The following is a 24,319-nucleotide window of genomic DNA, read 5'->3' as shown; positions in this document are numbered from 1 at the left end:
TCAGCAGAGTGGCTGCACGCGAACGTGCTGCCTCCCCTCATGCACGATCCGGTGGCGTTCGCGGTCCCGTTCTTCATCCTGTTGCTGGCCATCGAGTGGGCCGCGGCGCGCAAGCTCGCGCACACCGAAGAGGAGCGGGCACCGGCGGGTGCGTACTCCCGGCGCGACGCCTGGGCGAGCATCTGGATGGGCGTCGCGTCGGTCGGCATCAACGCCGTGGTCAACGGAATCGCACTGATCGGCTACGCCGCGCTCTTCGTATACGTCGCGCCGTGGCAGCTGCCCGCCACCGCCTGGTACACGTGGGTCATCGCGATCGTCGGCGTCGACTTCCTCTACTACTGGTATCACCGGATGGCTCACCGGGTCCGGATCGTCTGGGCCACCCACCAGGCGCACCACTCGAGTCAGTACTTCAACTTCGCGACGGCCGTGCGACAGAAGTGGAACATCAGCGGCGACGTGTTCCTGCGCGCGCTGCTGCCACTGTTCGGGGTGCCCCCGTGGATCGTGTTCGCCAGCTTCTCGATCAACCTCGTGTACCAGTTCTGGATCCACACCGAGCGCATCGGCAGGATGTGGCGGCCCTTCGAGTTCGTCTTCAACACCCCGTCACACCACCGCGTGCACCACGGCATGGACCAGCAGTACCTGGACAAGAACTACGGCGGCATCTTCATCGTCTGGGACAGGATGTTCCGCAGCTTCGCGCTGGAGACCAGCAGGCCCCACTACGGGCTCACCAAGCAGGTGGACACCTACAACATCTGGACGCTGCAGACGCACGAGTACGTGGCCATCGCGCGCGACGTCCGCCGCGCCCGAAGGTGGCGCGACCGGTTCGGCTTCGTCTTCGGTCCGCCGGGATGGGGGCCGCGCGACGCGGTTCAGCCGGACGTCGCTTCGGTCGCCCCGATGCCCGCGTCGAGCACACCGTAAGGTCCCGACTGTGAAGACGGTGTTCGATGGCCAGGTAGCTCCCGCACTCGTAGAGCGCGCGCTGGCGGCGAGCAGGCTCGACTCGATGTGGCTGGACATCGACCGGCCCCGGTATCCCGCGCTGACGGCCCCGATCAGCTGCGACCTGCTGGTGGTCGGCGGCGGCTACGCCGGGCTCTGGACGGCGCTTCACGCCGCCCAGCGCAATCCGGATCACCGCGTCGTGCTCATCGAGGCGCACCGCATCGGCTGGGCGGCGTCCGGACGCAACGGCGGTTTCGTCGAGGCCAGCATCACGCACGGCCTGGAGAACGGAAAGACGCGCTGGCCCAACGAGATCGAGCTGCTCACCGAGATGGGTCTGGACAACCTGAACGGGATGCAGGACGAGATCGAGCGACTGGGGCTCGACGTCGAGTGGCAGCGCACCGGGATGCTCGCGGTCGCCACCGAACAGCACCAGGTGGAGTGGCTGCGGGAGGCCGCGGAGGACGGCGAGGGCGAGTACCTCGACGAGGCCGCGATCCGCGCGCAGGTGCATTCGCCGACGTACCGCGCCGCGCTGTTCGAGCGCGACACGTGCGCGATCGTCCACCCGGCTAAGCTCGCCGTCGAGCTCGCCAGGGCGTGCGAGCGGGCGGGTGTTCAGATCTTCGAGCACACCAACGCCACGGCGCTGAACTCGGGCGGCGCGGCGCTCACGGTCGATACGGGTCGGGGTGGCCCCGTCGTCACCGCGCGCCAGGCGGTGCTCGCGACCAACGTGTTCCGCCACCTGCTGCGCCGCAACCGGCTGCACACCGTGCCCGTCTACGACTACGTGCTGTCGACGGAGCCGCTCACCGATGCGCAGCTGGACAGCATCGGGTGGCGCAACCGGCAGGGAATCGGCGACTGCGCCAACCAGTTTCACTACTACCGCCTGACCGCGGACAACCGCATCGTGTTCGGCGGGTACGACGCCCTGTACTTCTTCGGCGGTCGCGTCGACGCGAAGTACGAGGACCGACCGGAGACCTACCGGATGCTGGCCGCGCACTTCTTCCTGACCTTCCCGCAACTGGAGGATGTGAACTTCAGCCATCGCTGGGCCGGCGCCATCGACACCAACACCCGGTTCTGCGCGCACTGGGGCCTGGCCCGCGACAACAAGGTCGCCTACGTCAACGGCTTCACCGGGCTCGGGGTCGGGGCGGCGCGGTTCGCCGCCGACGTGTGCCTCGATCTGCTGGCCGGCGAGCCCACCCCGCGGACCGAGTTGGAGATGGTGCGCAAACGGCCACTGCCGTTCCCGCCGGAACCGGCGGCCAGCATAGGAATCAACGCGACGCGATGGTCGCTCGACCGCGCCGACCACAACGAGGGCCGCCGCAATCCTTTGCTGCGCACCCTCGACGCGCTCGGCCTCGGATTCGACTCGTAGAGCACTGCGCCGATCGCGCAACCGGTTGTTCGCCAAGCGTTTTGCTAGTCCGGAGCTGAACCGCACAACAAGCGGGGTTACGTGAGTAGGCTCGACCGCGGCCGGCCCCGAAAGGGGTACGCATGGCGACGAAAGGCATTGCACACGATGGGCGACAGACTTGAAGAAGGCCAGAAGCTACTCGTCGGGAACTCTCTGACCTCTAAGAACGGGGCGTACACGCTCACCCTGCAGCAGGACGGGAACCTCGTGCTCTACTCCGGCGACGACGCCGTGTGGTCCACGAAGACCGACGGGCAGAAGGTCGAGCGCGCCGAGGTCCAGGAGGACGGCAACTTCGTGCTCTACACGGCGGAGAAGCCGGTGTGGGCGAGCCAGACCAAGGGCAAGAAGAAGGTGCTGCTGGTCCTGCAGGACGATCGGAACCTGGTGCTCTACTCGGAAGAGGGCCCGGTGTGGAAGTCCGACACCCACACCGACGAGGCACCGCCCGCGCCGAAGGCGGAGGAACCACCCGTCGTGGAGGCCGAAGTGATCCCCGCGGCCGCCGAGGCTCCCGCACCCGAGGCTCCCGCGGAGCCGGCACCTCCGCCGCCCCCGCCACCGCCGCCCGCTCCGCCGGCCCCTCGCACGTACACCGTCGTCTCCGGTGACACCCTGTGGGCGATCGCCGAGAAGTTCTACGGCGACGGCAGCAGGTACCCGCAGATCGCGGAGGCCAGCGGAGTGCCCAACCCCGATCTGATCCATCCGGGACAGGTACTGACGATTCCGTAGCGGATGACGCGAGGTGGCCCTGGCCTTTTGGTCCGGGCCACCTTTGCTTATGGGTACTCTGAACCTCCACCTACCACGTTGATCGGAGGCGGCGGTGCTCTCTCGCTGTTTGCGCATCCTGGCGTTGGCAACCGTGACGCTGCTTGTCGCCGGCGTCGCGCCCGCGCACGCGAATCCCGGCACGCCGGTGTTCCCCGGAATGGAGATCAGGCAGGACACCAACCTGTGCACCGTCGGGTTCGTCGACATCGCGACGCGGACCGCGTACAGCGCAGGCCACTGTCACGGCAGTGGACCGGTGAAGGACCGCGCGGGCAATCTCATCGGCCACCAGACTCTGTTCCGCGACAACACGCCCAACGGCACCACCGTCTCAACCGATCACATGATCACCGACTGGGAGGCCATCGCCCTGCTGCCCGAGGTGCAGGTGAACAACATCCTGCCCGGTGGGCGCGTCCTGGTGGTCGACCCTTCGGTGATTCCCCAAGTGGGCCAACGGGTCTGCCACTTCGGCGTTGTGACGCAGGAGAGCTGCGGCACCGTCGAGGCGGTCAACAACGGGTGGTTCACGATGACGAACGGGGTGGTGAGCCAGAAGGGCGACTCGGGCGGGCCGGTGTACGTCCCCACGGACGACAACCGGGCGATCATCGTGGGCATGTTCAACAGCACCTGGGGCCAGTTCCCGGCGGCGGTGTCGTGGCAGGCCACCGAACAGCAGATCCGTCAGGACGTGTTCGAGTCCGCTTCCGGCACGGTGGATCCGGCGCTGGGACCCGCTGGGTAGGGTGAGCCGACACACCCGGCTGCAGCTGAGGGAGGCGTTGGTGGAGGGGACGGAGTTCGGGCGCTATCAACTGATCGCTGCGCTCGGCGACGGTGAACGGGTGTGGCGAGCCAGGGACGTGGTTGACAACCGTGACGTCGCATTGCGCTTGCTGCCCCCGGAGCTGACCGCCGACGCCCGGTTCGTCCGAAGGTTCAACCACGAGATGCGCATCGCCTCGGAGCTGGACTCGCCGTACGTGGTGCCGGTGCACGCCTTCGGCGACATCGACGGACGGTGGTACGTCGCCACCGAGCTGATCGAGGGGCGGAGCCTGAAGGCGCTGCTGCGCGACGGCCCGCTGGACTCGGCGCGCGCCGTCGACATCGTCGAGCAGATCGCGGAGGCACTCGACGCGGCGCACGCCCGAGGTCTGGTACATCACGACGTCACGCCCGCGAACGTGCTCCTGGACGCGACGGGCACGGCCCACCTCGGCGGCTTCGGGCTCACCGTCGGCGAGCCGGGATCGCCCTACAGCGCGCCCGAGTTGGCGCGCGGGGGCGACGACCGTTCCGACGTGTACTCGCTGGCGTGCGTACTGTACGAATCCCTCACCGGCACCACCCCTTTCCCGAACGACGGCACGCCCGCCGCGCCGCCGCGCCCTTCGGACGACAGCCCGGACGTCCCCGCGGGTTTCGATGCGGTGATCGCGAAGGGGATGGCGCACGACCCCGTACACCGCTACCCGAGCGCCGGAGCACTGGCACGGGCGGCGCGAGCCGCGCAGTCGGCGAAACCCGAACCGGTCGAACCCGCGGCACGCACCGTCCCAGTGGTAAAGCCGAAACCGTTGCGCCGCGGCATCTTCGGCTGGTCACGCAAGAAGCTGCTCATCGCCGGGCTGGCGTCGGTCGGCATTCTCGCGATGGTTGTGACCACTGCCGCTGCGATGGTGATGCCCTTCCTGATGGGACCCGACGACGCCCCGTCGGCGCGTCGCACGGCCCCGGTGACGACCACCACTCAAGCGCCGTACATCGCGCCGCTGGCCGTCCGGCCCGTCGGCCGGGCGCTGGTTCCACAGGGCGAGCAGTGCAGGCCCGGCCCGCAGCCTCCGCCCGCGCCACCATCGGTCCCGACGACGACGTGCGACGTCGAGAACAAGGCCTTCTACGAACTCGGCCCGGTCGGGGTGGAGCTCACGCTCACCGGCGCCAACGCGATCAAGATCCCGCTGAACGAGTTCTACGCCGTGCAACTGGTGATGGATCCGGCGTCGAGCGCCCGGTTCGGCCAGTACACCGGCACCCAGATCGGCAAGCAGGTCGCGTTCGTCCGCGACGGCGTCGTGCTGGCCGCGCCGGCGATCAGCGCACCGATCAACGGCGAATCGCTTCAGCTGTCCGGCGAGATGACGCAGCAGACGGCGGAGACGATCGCCCGGATGTTGCGCGAGGGCCGCTGACTCAGCGCGCGAGGACGAACACGGGGATCGACGGCGCGGCGTCCCGTAGCTGCTCGTCCGTCGCGTCGGGCGTCAGTCCGCCCACGTGCCCTTTGACCTCCCAGAACCACCGCTGCAGATAGCTGCGCAGCAGCTCGGGCTTCTCGTCGTCGGCGACCTCCTCGATGCGCACGGTCCGACTGCGCCAGCGCGGTCCGATCGCCAATTCGCCCGCCGCCCTGGCGTTTCGCGCCCACTGGGTGTTGCCGCGCGGCGAGACCAGGTAGTCGCGACCACCGAAGGTCAGCAGGTTGACGACGACTCCGCGGAGCCGGCCGGTGGTGCGGCCGCGAACGCGGATCGCGGTGGTTCCGGCGATGCTGACACCGATTTCGGCGAGCACGCGGAAAGCCTCGTTGACCGTGCGTGCGGCGAGGTTCGGCTGGTCGTAACGGGTGGTCATGGTTCCTCCGTGGGGATCGAAAGCGAGAGCACTGCTCTTGGTTCAAGGGTGACACTCCCGCGGGCAAAATACAAGAGCAGTGCTCTCGCATCTGTCACACTCGGAGGTATGGGCAAGCGGCAGGACGCGCGCGATCGCATCGAGCAGCGCATCGTCGAGTTGGGCCGGGAGCAGCTGACGACCGTCGGCGCCGCGGGACTCTCGGTGCGGGCGATCGCACGGGACCTGGGCATGGTCTCGTCGGCGGTCTACCGCTACGTCGCCAGCCGCGACGAGTTGCTGACCCTGCTGCTCGTCGACGCCTACACCGACCTGGCGGACGGCGTCGATGCGGCACGCGCCGCCGCCGGCCCGGCCTGGACCGCCCAGCTGCGGGCCACCGCCCGTGCGGTCCGGCGCTGGGCCGTGGATCACCCCGCGAGTTGGGCGCTGCTCTACGGCAGCCCGGTACCCGGGTACCACGCACCCGCCGAGCTGACGGTCGGTCCGGGAACCAGGGTCATCGCGACCCTGTTCGACGTGGTGGCCGCGGGAATCGCCGTCGGCGACGTGGCACCGCCTCCGCTGCGTGTGGAGAAGCCCCTGGCAGACGACTTCGACGGCATCCGCGCCGAGTTCGGTTTCACCGGCGACGACGGCGCGATGGCGCGCAGCCTGCTCGTCTGGGCGGCCCTGGTGGGCGCGGTGAGCCTGGAGGTCTTCGGCCAGTACGGCGCCGATACGCTGACCGATCCCGCGGCGTCGTTCGACCTGCAGGTGGACCTGCTGGTCGACTCGCTGACGCGAAACTAGAACACGTTCTAGCCACCGCGGCGTGCCGGGGATATTCTCGAAGCGATGCACAACCAGACACCTGTCCAGATTGCCTGGGTGACCCGTGACCTCGATGCCACCGAGGCCATGCTGAGCGCGCTGCTCGGAGCAAGGACGTGGACGCGGATGGCCGACGTTCACTTCGCCCCGGACACGTGCACGTATCGGGGCGCACCCGCCGACTTCACCGCTCACGTGTCCTTCTCCTACGCGGGCGACACGCAACTCGAGGTCATCCAGCCGGTCCGCGGTGCGAGCATGTACTCCGAGTTCCTCGACACGTCGGGCCCCGGACTGCACCACGTGTGCGTCACCGCACCCGACCCGGACGCGTTCCGCGACAGGGTCGCCGCGGCGGAGGCAGCCGGCGCCGAACTGGTCGGGCAGGGCGTCATGGCCGGCGGCATGCACTTCGCGTACCTCTCCGGAGCCGAGGCGGGCGTGCCGTACCTCGAATACGCCTACGTTCCACCGGACATCCAGAAGTTCTTCGATCACGTCAAGCAGGAGCAGCAGTGAGCAGCAAAACGGACACGCCCCAACTCGTCGACGCGTCGACCGTGAGCGAGTGGGGCGACGAGTACGACGTCGTCGTCGCCGGGTTCGGCATCGCCGGTGGCAGCGCCGCGGTCAGCGCCGCCGCCGCGGGGGCCAGGGTGCTCGTCCTCGAGCGCGCCGCCGCCGCGGGCGGCACCACTTCGATGGCGGGCGGCCACTTCTACCTCGGCGGCGGAACCGCCGTCCAGAAGGCGACCGGTCACGACGACTCCGCCGACGAGATGTACAAGTACCTGGTCGCGGTGTCGGCCGAACCCGACCACGAGAAGATCCGCGCCTACTGCGACGGCAGCGTCGAGCACTTCAACTGGCTCGAGGCGCTCGGCTTCCAGTTCGAACGCAGCTACTGGAAGGGCAAGGTGGTCGTGCCGCCCGGCACCGAGGGCCTGTCCTACACGGGCAACGAGAAGGTCTGGCCGTTCTGCGAGCAGGCCGTCCCTGCACCGCGCGGACACTCCGTGCCGGTGCCCGGCGAGCTCGGGGGCGCCGACATGGTCATCCAGCTGCTCCTCAAGCGCGCCGCGGAACTCGGCGTCGAGATCCGGTACGAGACGGGTGTGACGAACCTGGTCGTCGACGACGGCCGGATCGTCGGCGTGCAGTGGAAGAACTTCGGCGAGACCGGGGCGATCCGAGCCGGCTCGGTGATCATCGCCGCAGGCGGTTTCGCGATGAACCGCGACATGGTGCTCGAACACACGCCCGCCCTCGGCCATCAGCGAAAGTCCAAGCGCCACGGCATGGTCGAGCCCTACATTCTGGGCAACCCGCACGACGACGGGCTCGGCATCCGGCTCGGGGTGTCCGCGGGCGGGGTGGCGACCAACATGGACGGGCTGTTCATCACCGCCGCGGCGTATCCGCCCGAGATCCTGCTGACCGGCGTCATCGTCAACAACCGGGGCGAGCGGTTCGTCGCCGAGGACTCGTACCACTCGCGCACGTCGGCGTTCGTCCTCGAACAGCCGGACCAGCAGGCGTATCTCATCGTCGACGAGGCGCACCTGCAGATGCCCGAGATGCCGCTGATCAAGTTCATCGACGGCTACGAGACCATCGCCGAGATGGAGCAGGCCCTGGGCATTCCGGCGGGAAAGCTCGCGGCCACCCTCGAGCGCTACAACGCGAACGCCGCGACCGGCGACGATCCCGACTTCCACAAGCAGCCGGAATACGTTGCGGCACAGGATAACGGCCCGTGGGCGGCGTTCGACCTGTCACTCGGCGTCGCGATGTACTCGGGCTTCACGATGGGCGGGCTCTCGGTGTCGATCGACGGCGAGGTGCTGCGCGCCGACGGCAGCGTCATCCCCGGCCTGTACGCGGCGGGAGCGTGCGCATCGAACATCGCCCACGACGGCAAGGGCTACGCCAGCGGGACGCAGTTGGGCGAGGGGTCGTTCTTCGGGCGGCGCGCAGGCGAGCACGCCGCCCGTTAGCCGGGGACGTCGGCGAGTTCGCTCATCCGCCAGTCGCCACCGCCGAGGAGTTCCAGCCGCCGCCGGTGGTGTCGCTCCACCGAGGGCCGGTGCGTGATGCTGACGATGACGCAGTCCGGTAGTGCGTCCCTCAGCGCCCGGTAGAGGGCGAACTCCTGACCCTCGTCGAGCGCCGACGTCGACTCGTCGAGGAACACCGCGGTCGGCTTCGCGAGCAGCACCCGCGCGAACGCCACCCGCTGTTGCTCGCCGGGCGACAGGATCTTGCCCCACTCGGCGTCGTCGTCGAGGCGCTCGACGAGGTGACCGAGGGTCACCGTGTCGAGTGCGGTGCCGATCTCGTCGTCGGTGTAGGTGTCCGACTCGGCCGGGTACGTGATCACGTCGCGCAGCGACCCCAGCGGTGCATAGGGGAGTTGCGACAGGAACATCGGGTTCGCGGACATCCGCAGCGTTCCCGACGTGTACGGCCACATCTGCGCGAGACTGCGCATCAGCGTTGTCTTTCCGGCTCCGGAGCCGCCGGTGATCGCCAGTGAGTCGCCGACCGTCAGGGCGAGATCGAGGTCGCTGACCAGGCGATCACCTGCGGGCGAGCTGACGTCGACGTCGACGAGTTCGACGCCTCCCGTCGCGCTGGTCTCGACCGCGAGCAGGGGGAGCGCCCGAGCCCGCTCGTTCGCGCTCACCAGCCCCTCAAGTCGGATGATGGCCGCCCGCCACCCCGCGAACGCGTCGTACACGGCCCGGAACCAGCTCAGCGAGTTCAGCACGGAACCGAATGCGCCCGCCGACTGGGTGACGTCGCCGTAGCTGATCTCGCCTGAGAACATCCGCGGTGCCTGGATCACCAGCGGCAGCGGCGAGACGATCTGGCTCACCGACCGGTTCCAGCCGAGGAACGCCACGCTGCGCAGCACCAACCTGCGGTAGTTCGCGATCACCCGCGCGAAGCGCGCGGACAGCTCGCCGCGTTCGGTCCGCTCACCGCGGTAGAACCGGACGGCTTCGGCGGCATCGCGGAGCCGGACCAGGGCGTAACGGAACGCGGCGTTGGTGGACTCGTTGCGGAAGGTCAGCCGGATGATCGGCTTACCGATCCAGAACGCGACCACGGTGGTGACCGCCACGTAGAGCAGCGCTATCCAGAACAGCGCCTTGGGCACCGTCACGCCCCAGAACGTCAGCGGCCCAGCGAGATTCCACAGAATGGGCGTGAACGCGACGATGGACACCATCGCGGTGACGGTGCCGAAGAGCAGCGTCTGTCCGGACGACACCGTCGGTGCATTCGGTTCCGGGCCGGTGCCCGCGGTGAACACGTCGATGTCCTGCTGAATGCGCTGATCCGGGTTGTCGATCGCACTGCCGGCACCGAGGAACCGGCTTCGGTAGTAGGCACCGCCGGCGAGCCAATCGGAGGTGAGCCGGTCGGTGAGCCAGACGCGCCAGCGAATGATGAAGCGCTGCATGAGATACACGTCGAACAGCGTGCGGGTCATGTCGGCGATCAACAGCAGCACGAAGATCACCATCGACTGCCAGAACCCGTTCTCGCCGGAACTCCGCACCGCCTCGTCGCCCGCTCCCGCGCCCTCGATGGCCACCTGCAGCGCCGACATCTGGTCGTTGGCGTAGTAGCTGTAGAGGACGTCCATCCGTACCGACATCATGACCGACAGCAGGAGCACGGCCAGCAGGCCCCACACCGGAAGGCTTTGCCGCCCAGTGAAGTACGCGCCTGTCACCCGCCAGAACTGGCGGCCCCAGGTGGTGAACCGGGCGATGATCGCCAGCGTGGCGACCGTCAACGCGGCGCTGATCACCCACGCCTTGGCGACCCAGACGGCCGAGTCCAGCAGTGCGTTTCCCCAGTCGATGGACGGGGTGAACATGTCCATTCGGGGAAGTTACCGCCTAGGAGACGGGTACGTCGCCCGCCTGCTCGTCACGGGTGTCGACCAGTTGCCATGGACCGCCGCCCAGCAGGCGCAGTTCCTTGGTGTGGTGCTGCTCCACGGTCTTGCGGTGGCTGACGCTGACCAGGATGGTGTTCGGAAGATCCTTGCGCACCAGCTGATACAGCAGCATCTCCAGGCCCTCGTCGAGCGCCGAGGTGGACTCGTCGAGGAACGCGGCCTTCGGCTTGGTCAGCAGGATCCGCGCGAACGCGATGCGCTGCTGCTCGCCGGGCGAGAGCACCTTGGCCCAGTCCTGCACCTCGTCGAGGCGGGCCCCGAGGTGGGGGAGCGCCACCTTCTCGAGCACCGCCGTGAGCTCGTCGTCGGTGAGCGAGCCCTCCTCGCACGGATAGGTCACCACGGCACGCAGATCGCCGAGCGGAACATAGGGCAGCTGCGAGAGGAACATCGTCTCGTTGGGTCCGCACGGCCGGGTCAGCGTGCCCGTCGTGAACGGCCAGAGTTCGGCGAGGCTGCGCAGCAGAGTGGTCTTGCCCGCGCCGGACTTGCCGGTGACGACCAGGGTGTCGCCCACCTCGAGGCGCAGATCGAGCGGGTCGACGAGCTGGTCGCCGACGGGGGTGCGAACCTCCACCTTCGACAGCTCGACGGTCCCGTCGACGCAGGCCGTCGTGGAGATCGTCGGCAGCGCGCGCCCCTCCTCGTTGGCGATCACCAGACCGTGCAGACGGATGATCGACGCCCGGTAGCCGGCGAAGTAGTCGTAGGAGTTCCGGAAGAACGACAGCCCGTCCTGAATGCTGCCGAACGCCGACGCGGACTGGCTCATCGCGCCCAACGTGATCTCACCGGAGTAGAAGCGCGAGAACTGCAGCAGGTACGGCAGCGGCTCGATGACCTGGCTCATCCCGAGGTTCCAGCCGTAGAACTTCATCATCCGGTTGATGTAGCGCTTGTAGTTGTCGACCACCGACGCGAACCGATTCCGCAGCCCGACGCGCTCGGCGGCCTCGCCGCGGTAGAACGCCACCGCCTCCGAGGCGTCCCGCAGTCGCACCAGTGCGTAACGGAAGACGGCGTTGAACTTCTCGTTGCGGAAGCTGAACCCGATGATCGGCCGGCCGAGCCAGAACGCGACGGCCGTGGCGATCAACACGTAGACGATCAGGATGACGAACATCGCCTTCGGCAACTCGACGTTCACCAGCGGGATGGTCAGCGGTCCCGAGAGGTTCCACAGGATCATGGTGAACGACGCCATCGACACGATCGCGTTGATGGCGCCGAACAGCAGCGTCGAACCCGTGGTGTTGTTCGGCGTGTTCGGGAGCGGACCGACGCCGGCGGTGAAGATGTCGATGTCGGCCTGGATGCGCTGGTCCGGGTTGTCGATGGTGTCGTCGATGAAGCGGTTCCGGTAGTAGGCCCGGCCGTCGAGCCAGTCGCCGGTCATCCGGTCGGTGAGCCAGGCGCGCCAGGCCAGCATGAACCGCTGCATGAAGAAGAGGTCGAGCATGACCCGCACGACGTAGATCGTCGCGAGCACCGCGAAGACCCGCATCGACAGCCAGAAGCCCTCGTAGCCCGATCGTTTCGCCGCCTCGTCGCCGCTGACCAGGCCGCCGGATATGACCTGGAAGCTCGTCATGAGGTCGTTGCCGTAGTAGCTCAGCAGCACGGTGAGCCGCACCCCGATGATGACCGACAGCAGCAGCGCTCCCAGCCACACCCAGACCTTGACGCTGTCGCGACCGGTGAAGTACGCGCCGGTGATCCGCCAGAACTGCTTGCCCCACTCGGTGAAGTTCGCGATCAGGACCAGGATCACCATCGTCACGACCGCGGTGGCCGCCCAGACCCACGCGATCCACCAGAGCGACGGCAGCAGCTCACTTCCCCAGTCGAGCGTCGGGGTGAACATCTCCATCCGGGCAAGGTACCCCGACACCCTGCGTACGGCGCTTCAGACCCTCATCTGTTCGCGGTAAGCCGATCGAGGCGCCAGGCACCGTCGCCGAGCAGTTCGAGTTGGTGGTCGTGGTGCTGCTCGACGGTGTCGCGGTGACTCACGCTGACGAGGACCGATTCGGGCAACTCCGCCTTGATGACCTGGTACAGCATCAGTTCGAGACCCTCGTCGAGCGCGGACGTCGACTCGTCGAGGAACACCGCCTTCGGCCTGCTCAGCAGGATCCGCGCGAAGGCCAGTCGCTGCTGCTCGCCGATCGACAGGAGCTTGGCCCAGTCGCGCACCTCCTTGATTCGAATCACGAGGTGGCCCAATGCCACCGTCACCAGCGCGCGCTGGATCGCCTCGTCGCCGACGGCGCCGTGGGGACGGGGATACGACGCCGCGGCACGCAGGTCGCCGAGCGGTAGGTAGGGCAGCTGCGGCAGGAACATCGACCCGCGCCCGTCACCCGGCAGTTGCACATCGCCCGTCGCATACGGCCACAGCCCGGCGAGGCTCTCCAGCAGGACGGTCTTGCCGACCCCGGACCGTCCCCTGATCACCAGGCTCTCGCCGGGTGCCAGGTGCAGGTCGAGTGAGCGGACCAGCGTGCGCCCCTCCGGGGTGCGCACGTCGACGGCGGTCGCTCGGACGGCGTCGTCGGGCGAGTGCCCCGGAGTCAGGCCGCCGACGGCCTTGGCGCGCTGGATGGTGTCGCGCAACCCGTCGAGCCGAATCAGCGCGGCCCGATAGCTCGCGAACTGGTCGTAGGCGTTGCGGAAGAACGACAGCGCGTCGTGAATCGCCTGGAACGCCGTCGCGGACTGCATCAGATCGCCGAAGGAGATCTGACCCGCGAAGAGTCGCTGCGCCTGCACCAGGTACGGCAGCGGATTGATCGCCTGGCTAACCGAGAGGTTCCAGCCGAGGAACAGCATCATCCGGCGCAGCCACTGCCGGTAGTTCGACACGACTTCGGAGAGCTTGTCCCGCAACTGATGTCGTTCGATGTCCTCACCGCCGTAAAGTCCGACTGCACTCGCCGAGTCCTTCAACCGGATCATCGCGTACCGGAAGCTGGCGTTGAACATCTCGTTGAGGAAGCTCAGCCGGATCAGGGGTCTGCCGATCCAGAACGCGATGATCGTCGCGGCGAGCACGTAGAAGATGACGATCCAGAACAGCGCCCGCGGCAGCGTGACGTCGAGAACGGTCAGCGGGCCCGACAGCGTCCAGAGGATCGCGCCGAAGGACACCACGCTCAGCAGCGCCTCGACCGCGCCGAAGACCAGCATCGCGCTCGACCCGTGGGCCGGCGTGTTCGGCTCGCCCGTGACCGCCGTGACGATGTCGACGTCCTGCTGGATGCGCTGGTCCGGGTTGTCGATCGGGTGCGCCGCCAACTGCCCGCGGAAGTAGGCGTGGCCGTCGAGCCAGTCGTCGACGACCCGTTCGGTCAGCCACACCCGCCACCGCAGTACGAAGCGCTGGGTCAGGTACAGGTCGGCAAGGAAGCGGACCGCCGAAAGCGTTGCGAGAACGGCGAATATGACCATCGACAGCCAGAACGCGTCGATACCGCTGTCGATGACCGTCTCGTCGGACCGGCCGCTGCCCTCGAAGGCCACCTGGAGCGCGGAGAAGAGGTCGTTGGCGTAGTACGAGAGCAGGACGCTGATGCGCACCGCGATGACGGCCGACAGCAACAGCGTTGCCAGCATGAGCCAGACCGGCCAGCTCCCGCGGCCGGTGAAGTAGGCGCCGGTGATGCGCTGGAACTGCCTGCCCCACTCGGTGTACCGGCCCAGCACGGCGAGCACGACGAGTAGTCCGACCGCCGCGAGAAGAAAGGCCGTCAGCACCCACTGCGTGGAACCGACGATCTCGCGACCCCAGTCGATCGACGAGCTGAATCCCTCAGTGTCCATGTCTGAGGCGAAAGTTACCGCAGGCCACGCGGCTGATGGGGGAGGCAGGATCCCCTGGAAGGCTCATGTCGTCCCGACGTCGTCCCGGCGTCTGCGCGGGGCCGCGTACCTTGAAGACGTGCCAAAGACCGCACCCGAAGCGAAGACCGCGCTCAAGTCCGATAAAAAGACCAAGGGCCGCCTGAGCAACCGATTCTGGCGGCTGCTCGGCGCCAGCACCGATCGCGACCAGGCCCGTTCGATGTCGGACGTGACCGCCTCGGCGGATTTCGACGCCAAGGCCGCCGAACTCGACGACGACAAGCTCCTCAAGGCCGCTCAACTGCTGGCGCTCGAGGACCTGGCCGACTCCAGCGACATCCCGCAGTTCCTCGCGATCGCTCGCGAGGCGTCGGAGCGCGCAACCTCGTTGCGCCCCTTCGACGTTCAGCTGCTCGGTGCGCTGCGCATGTTGGCGGGCGACGTCGTCGAGATGGCGACCGGTGAGGGTAAGACGCTGGCGGGCGCCATCGCGGCCGCCGGATACGCGCTTGCGGGTCGCAGCGTCCACGTCATCTCGGTCAACGACTACCTGGCCCGCCGCGACGCGGAGTGGATGGCACCGCTGCTCGAGGCGATGGGGCTGACGGTCGGCTGGATCACCGCCGACTCGACGCCCGACGAGCGGCGCGCGGCGTACGCGTGCAACGTGACGTACGCATCGGTCAACGAGATCGGGTTCGACGTGCTGCGCGACCAACTGGTCACCGACGTCGACGACCTCGTCGCCCCGGAACCCGACGTGGCGCTGATCGACGAGGCCGACTCGGTGCTCGTCGACGAGGCACTGGTGCCGCTGGTGCTCGCGGGAACCACCCACCGCGAGACGCCGCGGCTGGAGATCATCCGGCTCGTCGGCGACCTGACCACCGGCTCGAACGCCGCCAAGTACTACGACACCGACGCCGACCGCCGCAACGTCCATCTGACCGAGGCGGGCGCCCGCAGGCTCGAGAAGTCCCTTGGCGGCATCGACCTGTACTCCGAGGAGCACGTCGGCAGCACGCTCACCGAGGTGAACGTGGCACTGCACGCGCACGTCCTGCTGCAGCGCGACGTGCACTACATCGTGCGCGACGACGCCGTGCATCTGATCAACTCGTCCCGCGGCCGGATCGCCCAACTGCAGCGGTGGCCCGACGGGCTGCAGGCGGCGGTCGAGGCCAAGGAGGGCATCGAGACCACCGAAACGGGCGAGGTGCTCGACACCATCACCGTGCAGGCCGTCATCAACCGCTACCCGAGGGTGTGCGGCATGACCGGTACCGCGCTGGCCGCCGGTGAGCAGCTGCGCCAGTTCTACAAACTCGGCGTCTCGCCCATCCCGCCCAACACCCCGAACATCCGCGAGGACGAGTCCGACCGCGTCTACATCACGGCCGCCGCCAAGAACGACGCCGTGATCGAGCACATCGCGGAGGTCCACGCGACCGGCCAGCCGGTGCTCGTCGGCACCCGTGACGTCGCGGAATCCGAGGAACTGCACGAACGCCTGGTGAAGGCAGGCGTCGCGGCCGTCGTGCTGAACGCGAAGAACGACGAGGAGGAGGCCGCCGTCATCGCCGAGGCGGGCAAGCTCGGCACCGTGACGGTGTCCACCCAGATGGCGGGCCGCGGCACCGACATCCGGCTGGGTGGCTCGGACGAGGCCGACCACGATGCGGTCGCCGAACTCGGTGGCCTGCACGTCATCGGCACCGGCAGGCACCACACCGAGCGGCTGGACAACCAGCTGCGCGGCCGGGCCGGACGCCAGGGCGACCCGGGCTCGTCGGTCTTCTTCTCCAGCTGGGAGGACGACGTCGTCGTCGCCCACCTGGAGCCGCAGAAGCTGCCGATGCAGACCGACGAGGACGGCCGGATCACCAACGACAAGGCGGCCCAGCTGCTGGAGCACGCGCAGCGCGTCGCGGAGGGCAAGCTGCTCGACGTCCACGCCAACACCTGGCGCTACAACCAGCTGATCGCCCAGCAGCGGGGGATCATCTCGGATCGCCGGGACAAACTGCTGCGTACGACCACGGCCTCCGACGAGCTCAAGGAGCGGTCGGCCGATCGCTACGACGAACTCGTCGAGGAGATCGGCGAGGAGGGCCTCGAACGGATCTGCCGGCTGATCATGCTGTACCACCTGGACCGCGGCTGGGCCGATCACCTGGCGTACCTCTCGGACATCCGCGAGAGCATCCACCTGCGCGCGCTGGGTCGGCAGAACCCGCTCGACGAGTTCCACCGGATGGCGGTCGACGCGTTCGCCTCGCTGGCCGCCGATGCGATCGAGGCCGCGCAGCAGACGTTCGAGACCGCGAACGTGCTGGAGGAGGAGCCGGGGCTGGATCTGTCGAAGCTCGCGCGGCCGACGTCGACGTGGACCTACATGATTCACGACAACCCGCTGGCGGACGACACGATGGCGGCGCTGAGCCTGCCGGGAGTCTTCCGCTAGGTTCAACCCATGGAGGCGGGTCCGGCAGTCGCGGGGGATCGGGTACTGACGATCCCCAACGTGCTCAGTGTGGTGCGACTGATCCTGGTGCCGGTGTTCTTGTGGCTGCTGTTCGGCGTGCACGAATACGGTTGGGCCGTCGGTGTTCTCATGTTCAGCGGGTTCTCCGACTGGGCTGACGGCAAGATCGCCCGGCTGGTGGCGAATCAGTCCTCGAAGCTGGGCGCGCTTCTCGATCCCGCCGTCGACCGCATCTACATGGTGGTCGTCCCCGTCGCGCTCGCCGCGGCGGGTGTCGTGCCGTGGTTCTTCGTGGTGATCCTGCTCGTCAGAGACGGCGTGCTGGCGGCCACGCTGCCGGTGCTGCGCAGTCGCGGTTTCACCGCCTTGCCGGTGGCCTATATCGGCAAGGCCGCGACGTTCGCGTTGATGTCCGGCTTCCCCCTCGTGCTGCTCGGCCAGTGGGATGCGCTGTGGAGCCGCGTCATCCTGGCCATCGGGTGGGCGTTCCTCATCTGGGGGATGGCGATGTACCTGTGGTCGGGAGTGCTGTATCTGATCCAGGTGCGCATGGTGCTCGCGTTGCCGCGGGTTTCGCGGGGCGGCGGGCAGGAGCGAAGCGACCGGGGGATCGGGCCGGCGGGCAGGAGCGAAGCGACCGGGGGATCGGTTGAGTGACGACGAGCGCGCGCTGGGCGGGTACAGCTCGGAGGCCGGACGCAACGCCCACGAGGCGGACGCCCCGACCCTGATTCCGGTGCCGTCGCTGCTGCGTTCGCTGCTGTCGGATCATCTCGATCCCGGTTACGCGGCTGCTCGAACGCGGCCGCAGCGCGGCCGACTGGCCGACTGGTCCTGGCAGCTGTGCGCGGGCCTGGTGGTGGCCGCCGTGTTCGCCGCGGCGGTCGCGCAGGCGCAGTCGGTCGCTCCGGCGGCTGTGGAGACCCAGCACGTGCTCGCCGACGGCGTCCGGTCGGCCGAACAGTCGACCAGAGACGCGACGGGACGCCGCGACGCGCTGGCCACCGAGGTCGAGGACGAGCGCCGAACCCGACTCGAGGGTGACGCGGAGGGTCGCGGGTTGCTCGCCGGCCTGGACACCGCCGAGTTCGCCGCGGGCGCGACGGGTGTCAGGGGCCCTGGACTCGCGGTCGTGGTCACCGAACCCGACACCGCGCGCGACCTCAGCGACGTGTCCAAACAGCGAGTCGAGGGCAGCCGGCAGATCATCCTGGACCGCGATCTCCAATTGGCGGTCAACTCCCTGTGGGCCGCGGGCGCCGAGGCGGTGTCGGTGGGCGGCGTCCGCATCGGGCCCAACGTGACCATCCGGCAGGCGGGCGGCGGCATGCTGGTCGACAATCAGCCGATCGTCAGCCCGTACGAGATCCTCGCCGTCGGGCCGCCCAAGGGCATGCACGACGTGTTCGAGCACAGTCCGGGGCTGGCTCGACTGCGGCTGCTGGAGACGTCGTACGGGGTCGGCGTGACCGTCACGGAATCCGACGGACTGACGCTGCCCGCGAGCACAGTCCGGGACGTCATCTTCGCGAAGGGCCCACCACAGTGATCGGAATCGTCGCTCTCGTCATCGGCATCGTGCTGGGACTGGTGTTCCACCCCAGCGTCCCGGAGTTCGTGCAGCCGTACCTGCCGATCGCGGTCGTGGCCGCACTCGACGCGGTCTTCGGCGGTCTGCGGGCCTACCTCGAGCGCATCTTCGACTCCAAGGTCTTCGTCGTCTCGTTCGTGTTCAACGTGCTCGTCGCGGCGCTGATCGTGTACCTGGGCGATCAACTGGGTGTCGGAACCCAGCTCTCGACGGCGATCATCGTGGTGCTCGGGATCAGGATCTTCGGCAACGCGGCGGCACTGCGCCGCCGGTTGTTCGGAGCGTGACGGTGAACGAGCAGGAGCCCCACGGCCGCCACGAGCTACCGCCCGACGCGCCGTCGCGAAACCTCACCGGGATCGCCCGCCGGGGCCGTACCCGACTGGCGTTCGGTGCGCTCGCGGTGGTGCTGCTGGTCCTGCTCGGCATGGCGATCGTCACACAAGTCCGCCAGACGGAGTCCGGCGACTCGCTGGAAACCGCCAGGCCCGCCGACCTGCTCGTCCTGCTGGACTCGCTGCAGCAGCGCGAGGCCGCGCTGAACACCGAGATCGCCGACCTGCAGCGCACGCTGGACGCCCTGCGGACGTCCGGCAGCGACGATCAGGCGGCGATCGAGAACGCCCGCTCGCGGTTGGCGGCGCTGTCGATCCTGATCGGCACGGTCGCCGCGACCGGGCCGGGTGTCGTCGTGACCATCGACGACACCGCGGCTGGAGTGTCTGCCGAGACCATGCTGGACGTCGTCAACGAACTGCGGGCGGCGGGGGCCGAGGCCATGCAGATCAGTTCCGGCGGGCAGGCCGTGCGGGTCGGTGTGGACACCTGGGTGGTCGGCGGCCCCGGCGCGCTGGTGATCGACGGAACGACGATGAGCCCGCCGTATTCGATTCTGGCGATTGGGGATCCAGCGACGCTGGCAGCGGCGATGAACATCCCCGGCGGTGCCATGGACAGCGTCGAACGCGTCGGCGGCAGCATGACCGTTGCCCAGGACCAGACCGTCGAGGTGACCGCCTTGCGGCAACCGAAACCGCGCCAATACGCTCAGCCAGTCAAATGACCGCGCGATAGCCCCGAGGAGTTCCGTGAGCGAGATCCCAGCCGACCTGAAGTACACCCAGGACCACGAATGGGTACGGCGGACCGGCGACGACACGGTGCGTGTCGGCATCACCGACTACGCGCAGTCGGCGCTCGGCGATGTGGTGTACGTCGACCTGCCCGAGGTGGGCACCGAGGTCACCGCGGGCGGCGAGTTCGGCAACGTCGAATCCACGAAGTCGACGTCCGACCTGTACTCGCCGATCACCGCGAAAGTCGTTGCGGTCAACGGAGATCTGACGGATTCGCCGGAGCTGGTCAACTCCGATCCGTACGGCGCGGGCTGGCTGATCGACCTCCAGGTCGACGCCGCGGCGGTGGAGGACGGCCTGGCGGACCTGCTGGACGCCGACGGCTACCGTGGCACCGTGGCGGAATGACAATTACGGCGGTGCTCGACACACCGCGATACGGGTCGCGGTACGGTCGTGGGGAGACGCAAGCCGGTCGCGACCGCGTCGCCGGATCGGCCAACACACATCGCCACAGCAGCCAGTGAGGAGCAGCGGGTGACGGATAACACCACTTCGGGAGCAGATGAGGACGTCACGGTGGAAACCACCTCGGTCTTCCGCTCCGACTTCCTCAACGAACTCGACGCGCCGCCCGCGGCGGGGTCCGAGCAAGCGGTATCGGGAGTCGAGGGCCTGCCGGCCGGGTCGGCGCTACTGGTCGTGAAGCGGGGCCCGAACGCCGGGTCGCGCTTCCTGCTCGACCAGCCGCGGACCTCGGCGGGCCGACATCCCGACAGCGACATCTTCCTCGACGACGTGACCGTGAGCCGTCGGCACGCGGAGTTCCGGCTCGAGGCGGCGGAGTTCCAGGTCGTCGACGTCGGCAGCCTCAACGGCACCTACGTGAACCGCGAGCCCGTGGACTCCGCGGTGCTCGCCAACGGTGACGAGGTTCAGATCGGCAAGTTCCGGCTGGTGTTCCTCACCGGCCCGAAATCCGATGACGGGTCGCCGGGGTAGGCGATGACCGCCCCCGACACCCCTGCGCTCGCCGGGATGTCCATCGGAGCGGTGCTGGAAATGCTCCGACCCGACTTCCCGGACGTCACGATCTCCAAGATCCGCTTCTTGGAGGCCGAAGGGCTCGTGACGCCCGAGCGCACGGCATCGGGGTACCGCCGGTTCACCGCATACGACTGCGCTCGACTGCGCTTCGTGTTGACCGCGCAGCGGGACCAGTACCTGCCGCTGAAGGTCATCAAGGCGCAACTGGACGCGCACCCCGACGGCGAACTGCCGGAATCGAGCTCGGCGTACGCCGTGCCCCGGCTCGTTCCGGTCGATCGGTCGGACGACGCGTCCGGGGCGCGCGACACCGCCGCGCTCGCGCCCGCGCAGGTGCGGCTGAGCCGGGAGGACCTGCTGGCCCGTTCGGGTGTCAGCAACGACCTGCTGACCGCCCTGGTGAAGGCGGGCATCATCAAGCCGGGGCCCGCGGGGTTCTTCGACGAGCACTCGGTGGTGACGGCGCAGTGCGCGCAAGCACTCGAGGAGTACGGCGTCGAGCCGCGGCACCTGCGGGCGTTCCGGTCGGCCGCCGACCGGCAGTCCGACCTCATCGCGCAGATCGCGGGTCCGGTCGTCAAGGCGGACAAGGCCGGTGCGCGTGACCGTGCCGACGACCTGGCGCGTGAAGTCGCGGCGTTGGCGATCACGTTGCACACGTCGCTGATCAAGTCCGCTGTGCGCGACGTACTGGACAGGTGAGGACTGAAGCGTGTCCGACGAACTCGGTTGAGTCTTTGGGCACCGCCCTTCTCGGGCGTCCGGTGGTTCAGGCTGCGGGTGCGGTCGGAACATCGGTTCCCGCGTCATCCGAGCTGGTTTCACCAACACGGGGGTGCTGGTCAGTGCCGTCTCGTCGGCGGGCATTGGTGGCCCGGCCTCCTGCTCGGGGGTCCGGGGATCGATGAAGGATCTCATGGTTGGTGCGGCCCCACCGGGCTAGGTTCACCGCTGCATTGGTGTCCCTGTCGGCGGCGTGCCCGCACGGGCAGGTGAACACTCGGTCCGCCAACGTCATCGCGCGGTTCACGGTGCCGCACTCGGGGCACAGTCGTGTCGAGGGGTACCAGCGGTCGGCGTCGATCACCTGTCCGCCGCGCCACGCCTGTTTGTACTTCAGCATCCGGGCGAACTCCGACCAGCCGGCATCGGAGATCGCCCGCGCCAACCGGTGGTTGGTCAGCATGCCCATTACGTTCAGATCCTCGATGACCAGCCGGTCGTGGGTCTTGACCAACTCATTCGAGATCCGGTGCAGGAAGTCTTGCCGGATGGCGGCGACGTGGCGATGGTGGCGGCCCAACCGGGCGGCCGCCTCCTTGCGATTCCGTGATCCTTTCCGTCTACGCGACATGGCGTTCGCCAACCGCCGCTGTCGAGCGAGCCCGGCGTACACGGCTCGGGGTGCGTTAGTGACGCGGGCGACTTCGGCGCCGTCGACCGTGGCCGCCACAAGGAACGCTGACAGACCGCGATCCACCCCTACCCATCCTCCGGGGTCGTCGGGACGGGACGGATGCTGTCGGGCTGAGTGCAGGTCGGCTGCCTCGACAGTTACCGCACACCACCACCGCCCACCGCGGTAACTGATCGTGGCAAACAGGACTCTGGCGCGGCCCTTGGCGACCATGCGACGCAGACGGCGGGTGTCGTCGTGCACCGCGACCTGCCCGATGCCGGGCAGCGTGACCGAGCGGTACCTGTCACCGTCGCCGACCCGGATTGTCGGCGGTCGGCCCTTGGAGTGCTTGTTGCGCAGCCGGAACGACGGGACGGTGCCGGTCTTCTTCTTGAACCGGGGAAAACCGATCCGTCGGCCTTTCCGCTTAGAGGAGCGGGATTCCGACCACGCCTTCAACCCTGCGCCGAGGTCAACAGCGGCCTCCTCAAACACTTGCTGACACACGTCACGCCGCCAGGAAAGCCCGGTCACCGCTACCTCGACCGCGCCGGCCGCATCGACAGTGAACAACCGACCGGCGTCCTCGGTGGTCTTCCACGTGTTGAACACGTTGATCAGATCGAACCCCGACCACGGCACCCGAGTGTCCGGGTCAATCCGACGCTCGTTGAGCGCGATCTTCACCATGCGCAGGCACTGGTTGAACGCGAATCGCGATGCTCCGGCATGACGGGCCAGCACGTCGCGCTGCTCAACCGTCGGATCGAGACAGAATCGGAACGTAGTGTGCCGCGCCATTACCGACCACGGTCCCAGACGCCACCGACAACATTCCGGACAGCACGCCTCGAATCTTTCTCGGACACAACCTAGACTCGCGGCAGGCCCCATAGCGGGGTGGACGGTGCTGGAGGGCAGGCGCAGATGGGCGAAGTTCGGGTGGTCGGGATTCGCATCGAGCAGCCTCAGAATCAGCCGGTACTGCTGCTCCGGGAGTCCGAGGGTGACCGCTACCTGCCGATCTGGATCGGTCAGCCGGAGGCCAACGCGATCGCTCTCGAGCAGCAGGGCGTCGAGACGACGCGGCCGCTCACCCACGACCTCATCAGAGATCTGATTGCCGCCCTTGGCCATTCGCTCAAGGAGGTTCGCATCGTCGACCTTCGCGAGGGCACGTTCTACGCGGACCTGGTGTTCGACCGGGACATCACCGTGTCGGCCCGACCGTCGGACTCGGTGGCGATCGCCCTGCGCGTCGGGGTCCCGATCTACGTCGAGGAGGCGGTGCTCGCGGAGGCGGGTCTGCTGATCCCCGACGAGAACGACGAGGAGGCCACGGGCGCCGTCCGCGAAGACGAGGTCGAGAAGTTCAAGGAGTTCCTCGACAGCGTCTCGCCGGACGATTTCAAGGCGACCTGACGGCGGACGGGTCGCCCGTCCGTTGATCACGGATGCGTCTCAACTGACCCATGGTGGTCGACACGCGGCGCGCGTTTCGCCGATCCACGATCGGGGCAGCCATACTTTGATGACGACGGACCAGTGAGGGCTGAGCGCGAAGCGTATGCTCAACCCATTCGACGTCGGGCAAATGCGCTCGATTCGGCGAGAGGATGGACGGTGGACGACACTCCACGTCAAGAGCAGTTGGATCTGTCTGATGAGGCTCCAGCAGACGCTCCCGCTCCGACCCCAGCCCCGGCGCCCAGCGAACCCGTGCAGGGTCGTCTGTTCCCCGACGACTCGGTACCCGACGAACTCGTCGGTTACCGCGGTCCGAGCGCCTGCCAGATCGCGGGCATCACCTACCGCCAGCTGGACTACTGGGCACGAACCTCGCTCGTGGTGCCGTCGATTCGCGGTGCCGCCGGCTCGGGCAGCCAGCGCCTGTACTCGTTCAAGGACATCCTGGTCCTCAAGATCGTCAAGCGGCTGCTGGACACCGGCATCTCGCTGCACAACATCCGCGTCGCCGTCGACCACCTGCGCCAGCGAGGCGTTCAGGACCTCGCCAACATCACGCTGTTCTCCGACGGCACCACCGTCTACGAGTGCACGTCCGCCGAAGAGGTCGTCGACCTCCTGCAGGGTGGCCAGGGCGTGTTCGGCATCGCCGTCTCGGGTGCCATGCGGGAACTGACCGGCGCCATCGCGGACTTCCCCGGCGAGCGGGCCGACGGCGGCGAGTCGATCACCGCGCCCGAGGACGAACTCGCCTCGCGGCGCAAGCACCGCGACCGCAAGATCGGCTGACACTCCAGCGCC

The 24,319-nt window shown here is 68.1% G+C and carries 23 protein-coding genes; 18 read left to right on the top strand and 5 right to left on the bottom strand.

Going from position 1 to position 24,319, the window contains the following annotated elements:
- Positions 1 to 39: 39 nt before the first annotated feature.
- The 5 genes from NM203_RS23705 (at position 40) to NM203_RS23685 (ending at position 5,379) form a co-directional block, all read left to right on the top strand.
- Positions 40 to 939 carry a sterol desaturase family protein gene (locus NM203_RS23705; protein WP_255063052.1) on the top strand — a complete coding sequence of 300 codons (900 nt, stop codon included), beginning with the start codon at positions 40 to 42 and terminating at the stop codon, positions 937 to 939.
- A gap of 10 nt (positions 940 to 949) precedes the next feature.
- Positions 950 to 2,362 (top strand): NAD(P)/FAD-dependent oxidoreductase, encoded by a 1,413-nt coding sequence (locus NM203_RS23700; protein WP_255062946.1) that lies wholly within the window; start codon positions 950 to 952, stop codon positions 2,360 to 2,362.
- A 147-nt stretch (positions 2,363 to 2,509) separates the two neighbouring features.
- Positions 2,510 to 3,139 (top strand): LysM peptidoglycan-binding domain-containing protein, encoded by a 630-nt coding sequence (locus NM203_RS23695; RefSeq protein WP_255062945.1) that lies wholly within the window; start codon positions 2,510 to 2,512, stop codon positions 3,137 to 3,139.
- A 94-nt stretch (positions 3,140 to 3,233) separates the two neighbouring features.
- On the top strand, positions 3,234 to 3,929 hold the full coding sequence (locus tag NM203_RS23690; protein WP_408633401.1) for an Rv1815 family serine proteinase: 696 nt from the start codon (positions 3,234 to 3,236) through the stop codon (positions 3,927 to 3,929).
- A 1-nt stretch (position 3,930) separates the two neighbouring features.
- Positions 3,931 to 5,379 carry a serine/threonine-protein kinase gene (locus NM203_RS23685; RefSeq protein ID WP_255062944.1) on the top strand — a complete coding sequence of 483 codons (1,449 nt, stop codon included), beginning with the start codon at positions 3,931 to 3,933 and terminating at the stop codon, positions 5,377 to 5,379.
- 1 nt (position 5,380) lies between these two features.
- Here NM203_RS23685 and NM203_RS23680 read toward each other — a convergent pair whose 3' ends face one another.
- Complete coding sequence (locus NM203_RS23680) at positions 5,381 to 5,821, bottom strand: nitroreductase/quinone reductase family protein (RefSeq protein WP_255062943.1); 441 nt, start codon at positions 5,819 to 5,821, stop codon at positions 5,381 to 5,383.
- 108 nt (positions 5,822 to 5,929) lie between these two features.
- Here NM203_RS23680 and NM203_RS23675 point away from each other — a divergent pair, with 108 nt between their 5' ends.
- From NM203_RS23675 to NM203_RS23665, 3 genes are read left to right on the top strand one after another with little or no spacing between them, the layout of a single operon-like run.
- Positions 5,930 to 6,613 (top strand): TetR/AcrR family transcriptional regulator, encoded by a 684-nt coding sequence (locus NM203_RS23675; protein ID WP_255062942.1) that lies wholly within the window; start codon positions 5,930 to 5,932, stop codon positions 6,611 to 6,613.
- Between the two features lie 45 nt (positions 6,614 to 6,658).
- Positions 6,659 to 7,153 (top strand): VOC family protein, encoded by a 495-nt coding sequence (locus tag NM203_RS23670; protein WP_255062941.1) that lies wholly within the window; start codon positions 6,659 to 6,661, stop codon positions 7,151 to 7,153.
- Positions 7,150 to 8,631 carry an FAD-binding protein gene (locus tag NM203_RS23665; RefSeq protein WP_255062940.1) on the top strand — a complete coding sequence of 494 codons (1,482 nt, stop codon included), beginning with the start codon at positions 7,150 to 7,152 and terminating at the stop codon, positions 8,629 to 8,631. Before NM203_RS23670 ends, NM203_RS23665 begins: the two co-directional genes overlap by 4 nt.
- Here NM203_RS23665 and NM203_RS23660 read toward each other — a convergent pair.
- The 3 genes from NM203_RS23660 to NM203_RS23650 are packed head-to-tail and all read right to left on the bottom strand — an operon-like array spanning position 8,628 to position 14,432.
- Positions 8,628 to 10,532: an ABC transporter ATP-binding protein/permease gene (locus NM203_RS23660; RefSeq protein WP_255062939.1), complete on the bottom strand. Its 1,905-nt coding sequence runs from the start codon at positions 10,530 to 10,532 to the stop codon at positions 8,628 to 8,630. The two genes, NM203_RS23665 and NM203_RS23660, sit on opposite strands and share 4 nt — an antisense overlap.
- A 16-nt stretch (positions 10,533 to 10,548) precedes the next feature.
- Positions 10,549 to 12,480: an ABC transporter ATP-binding protein/permease gene (locus tag NM203_RS23655; protein ID WP_255062938.1), complete on the bottom strand. Its 1,932-nt coding sequence runs from the start codon at positions 12,478 to 12,480 to the stop codon at positions 10,549 to 10,551.
- A gap of 44 nt (positions 12,481 to 12,524) precedes the next feature.
- Entirely contained in the window at positions 12,525 to 14,432 is a 1,908-nt protein-coding gene (locus tag NM203_RS23650) for an ABC transporter ATP-binding protein/permease (RefSeq protein WP_255062937.1), read from the bottom strand.
- 118 nt (positions 14,433 to 14,550) lie between these two features.
- Here NM203_RS23650 and secA2 point away from each other — a divergent pair, with 118 nt between their 5' ends.
- The 8 genes from secA2 to ftsR all read left to right on the top strand — a co-directional run bounded on the left by secA2 (position 14,551) and on the right by ftsR (position 21,354).
- Entirely contained in the window at positions 14,551 to 16,917 is a 2,367-nt protein-coding gene (secA2, locus tag NM203_RS23645) for an accessory Sec system translocase SecA2 (RefSeq protein ID WP_255062936.1), read from the top strand.
- A gap of 9 nt (positions 16,918 to 16,926) precedes the next feature.
- Entirely contained in the window at positions 16,927 to 17,595 is a 669-nt protein-coding gene (locus NM203_RS23640) for a CDP-alcohol phosphatidyltransferase family protein (RefSeq protein ID WP_255062935.1), read from the top strand.
- Positions 17,588 to 18,487 carry a DUF881 domain-containing protein gene (locus NM203_RS23635; protein ID WP_255062934.1) on the top strand — a complete coding sequence of 300 codons (900 nt, stop codon included), beginning with the start codon at positions 17,588 to 17,590 and terminating at the stop codon, positions 18,485 to 18,487. The genes NM203_RS23640 and NM203_RS23635 overlap by 8 nt, the downstream gene beginning before the upstream one ends.
- A complete protein-coding gene (locus NM203_RS23630) occupies positions 18,484 to 18,816 on the top strand; it encodes a small basic family protein (RefSeq protein WP_255062933.1) in 333 nt (110 codons plus the stop codon). Before NM203_RS23635 ends, NM203_RS23630 begins: the two co-directional genes overlap by 4 nt.
- Before the next feature lie 2 nt (positions 18,817 to 18,818).
- The gene (locus NM203_RS23625; protein WP_255062932.1) at positions 18,819 to 19,592 is read left to right on the top strand and encodes a DUF881 domain-containing protein; all 774 of its coding nucleotides are present in this window, start codon (positions 18,819 to 18,821) and stop codon (positions 19,590 to 19,592) included.
- Between the two features lie 25 nt (positions 19,593 to 19,617).
- Positions 19,618 to 20,013, top strand: coding sequence for a glycine cleavage system protein GcvH (gene gcvH, locus NM203_RS23620; protein WP_255062931.1), 396 nt, complete (start codon positions 19,618 to 19,620; stop codon positions 20,011 to 20,013).
- A gap of 129 nt (positions 20,014 to 20,142) precedes the next feature.
- Positions 20,143 to 20,607 carry a glycogen accumulation regulator GarA gene (garA, locus tag NM203_RS23615; RefSeq protein ID WP_255062930.1) on the top strand — a complete coding sequence of 155 codons (465 nt, stop codon included), beginning with the start codon at positions 20,143 to 20,145 and terminating at the stop codon, positions 20,605 to 20,607.
- 3 nt (positions 20,608 to 20,610) lie between these two features.
- Positions 20,611 to 21,354 carry a transcriptional regulator FtsR gene (gene ftsR, locus NM203_RS23610; RefSeq protein WP_255062929.1) on the top strand — a complete coding sequence of 248 codons (744 nt, stop codon included), beginning with the start codon at positions 20,611 to 20,613 and terminating at the stop codon, positions 21,352 to 21,354.
- A 67-nt stretch (positions 21,355 to 21,421) separates the two neighbouring features.
- Here ftsR and NM203_RS23605 read toward each other — a convergent pair whose 3' ends face one another.
- Positions 21,422 to 22,852 carry an RNA-guided endonuclease InsQ/TnpB family protein gene (locus NM203_RS23605; protein WP_255062928.1) on the bottom strand — a complete coding sequence of 477 codons (1,431 nt, stop codon included), beginning with the start codon at positions 22,850 to 22,852 and terminating at the stop codon, positions 21,422 to 21,424.
- A gap of 126 nt (positions 22,853 to 22,978) precedes the next feature.
- Here NM203_RS23605 and NM203_RS23600 point away from each other — a divergent pair, with 126 nt between their 5' ends.
- Positions 22,979 to 23,473 (top strand): bifunctional nuclease family protein, encoded by a 495-nt coding sequence (locus NM203_RS23600; RefSeq protein ID WP_255062927.1) that lies wholly within the window; start codon positions 22,979 to 22,981, stop codon positions 23,471 to 23,473.
- A gap of 201 nt (positions 23,474 to 23,674) precedes the next feature.
- Positions 23,675 to 24,307 carry a MerR family transcriptional regulator gene (locus NM203_RS23595; protein WP_255062926.1) on the top strand — a complete coding sequence of 211 codons (633 nt, stop codon included), beginning with the start codon at positions 23,675 to 23,677 and terminating at the stop codon, positions 24,305 to 24,307.
- Positions 24,308 to 24,319: the final 12 nt, after the last annotated feature.

The organism is Mycolicibacterium arenosum, assembly GCF_024320865.1.
Classification (GTDB): Bacteria; Actinomycetota; Actinomycetes; order Mycobacteriales; family Mycobacteriaceae; genus Mycobacterium; species Mycobacterium arenosum.
This window is presented reverse-complemented; position numbering and strand designations above follow the sequence as displayed.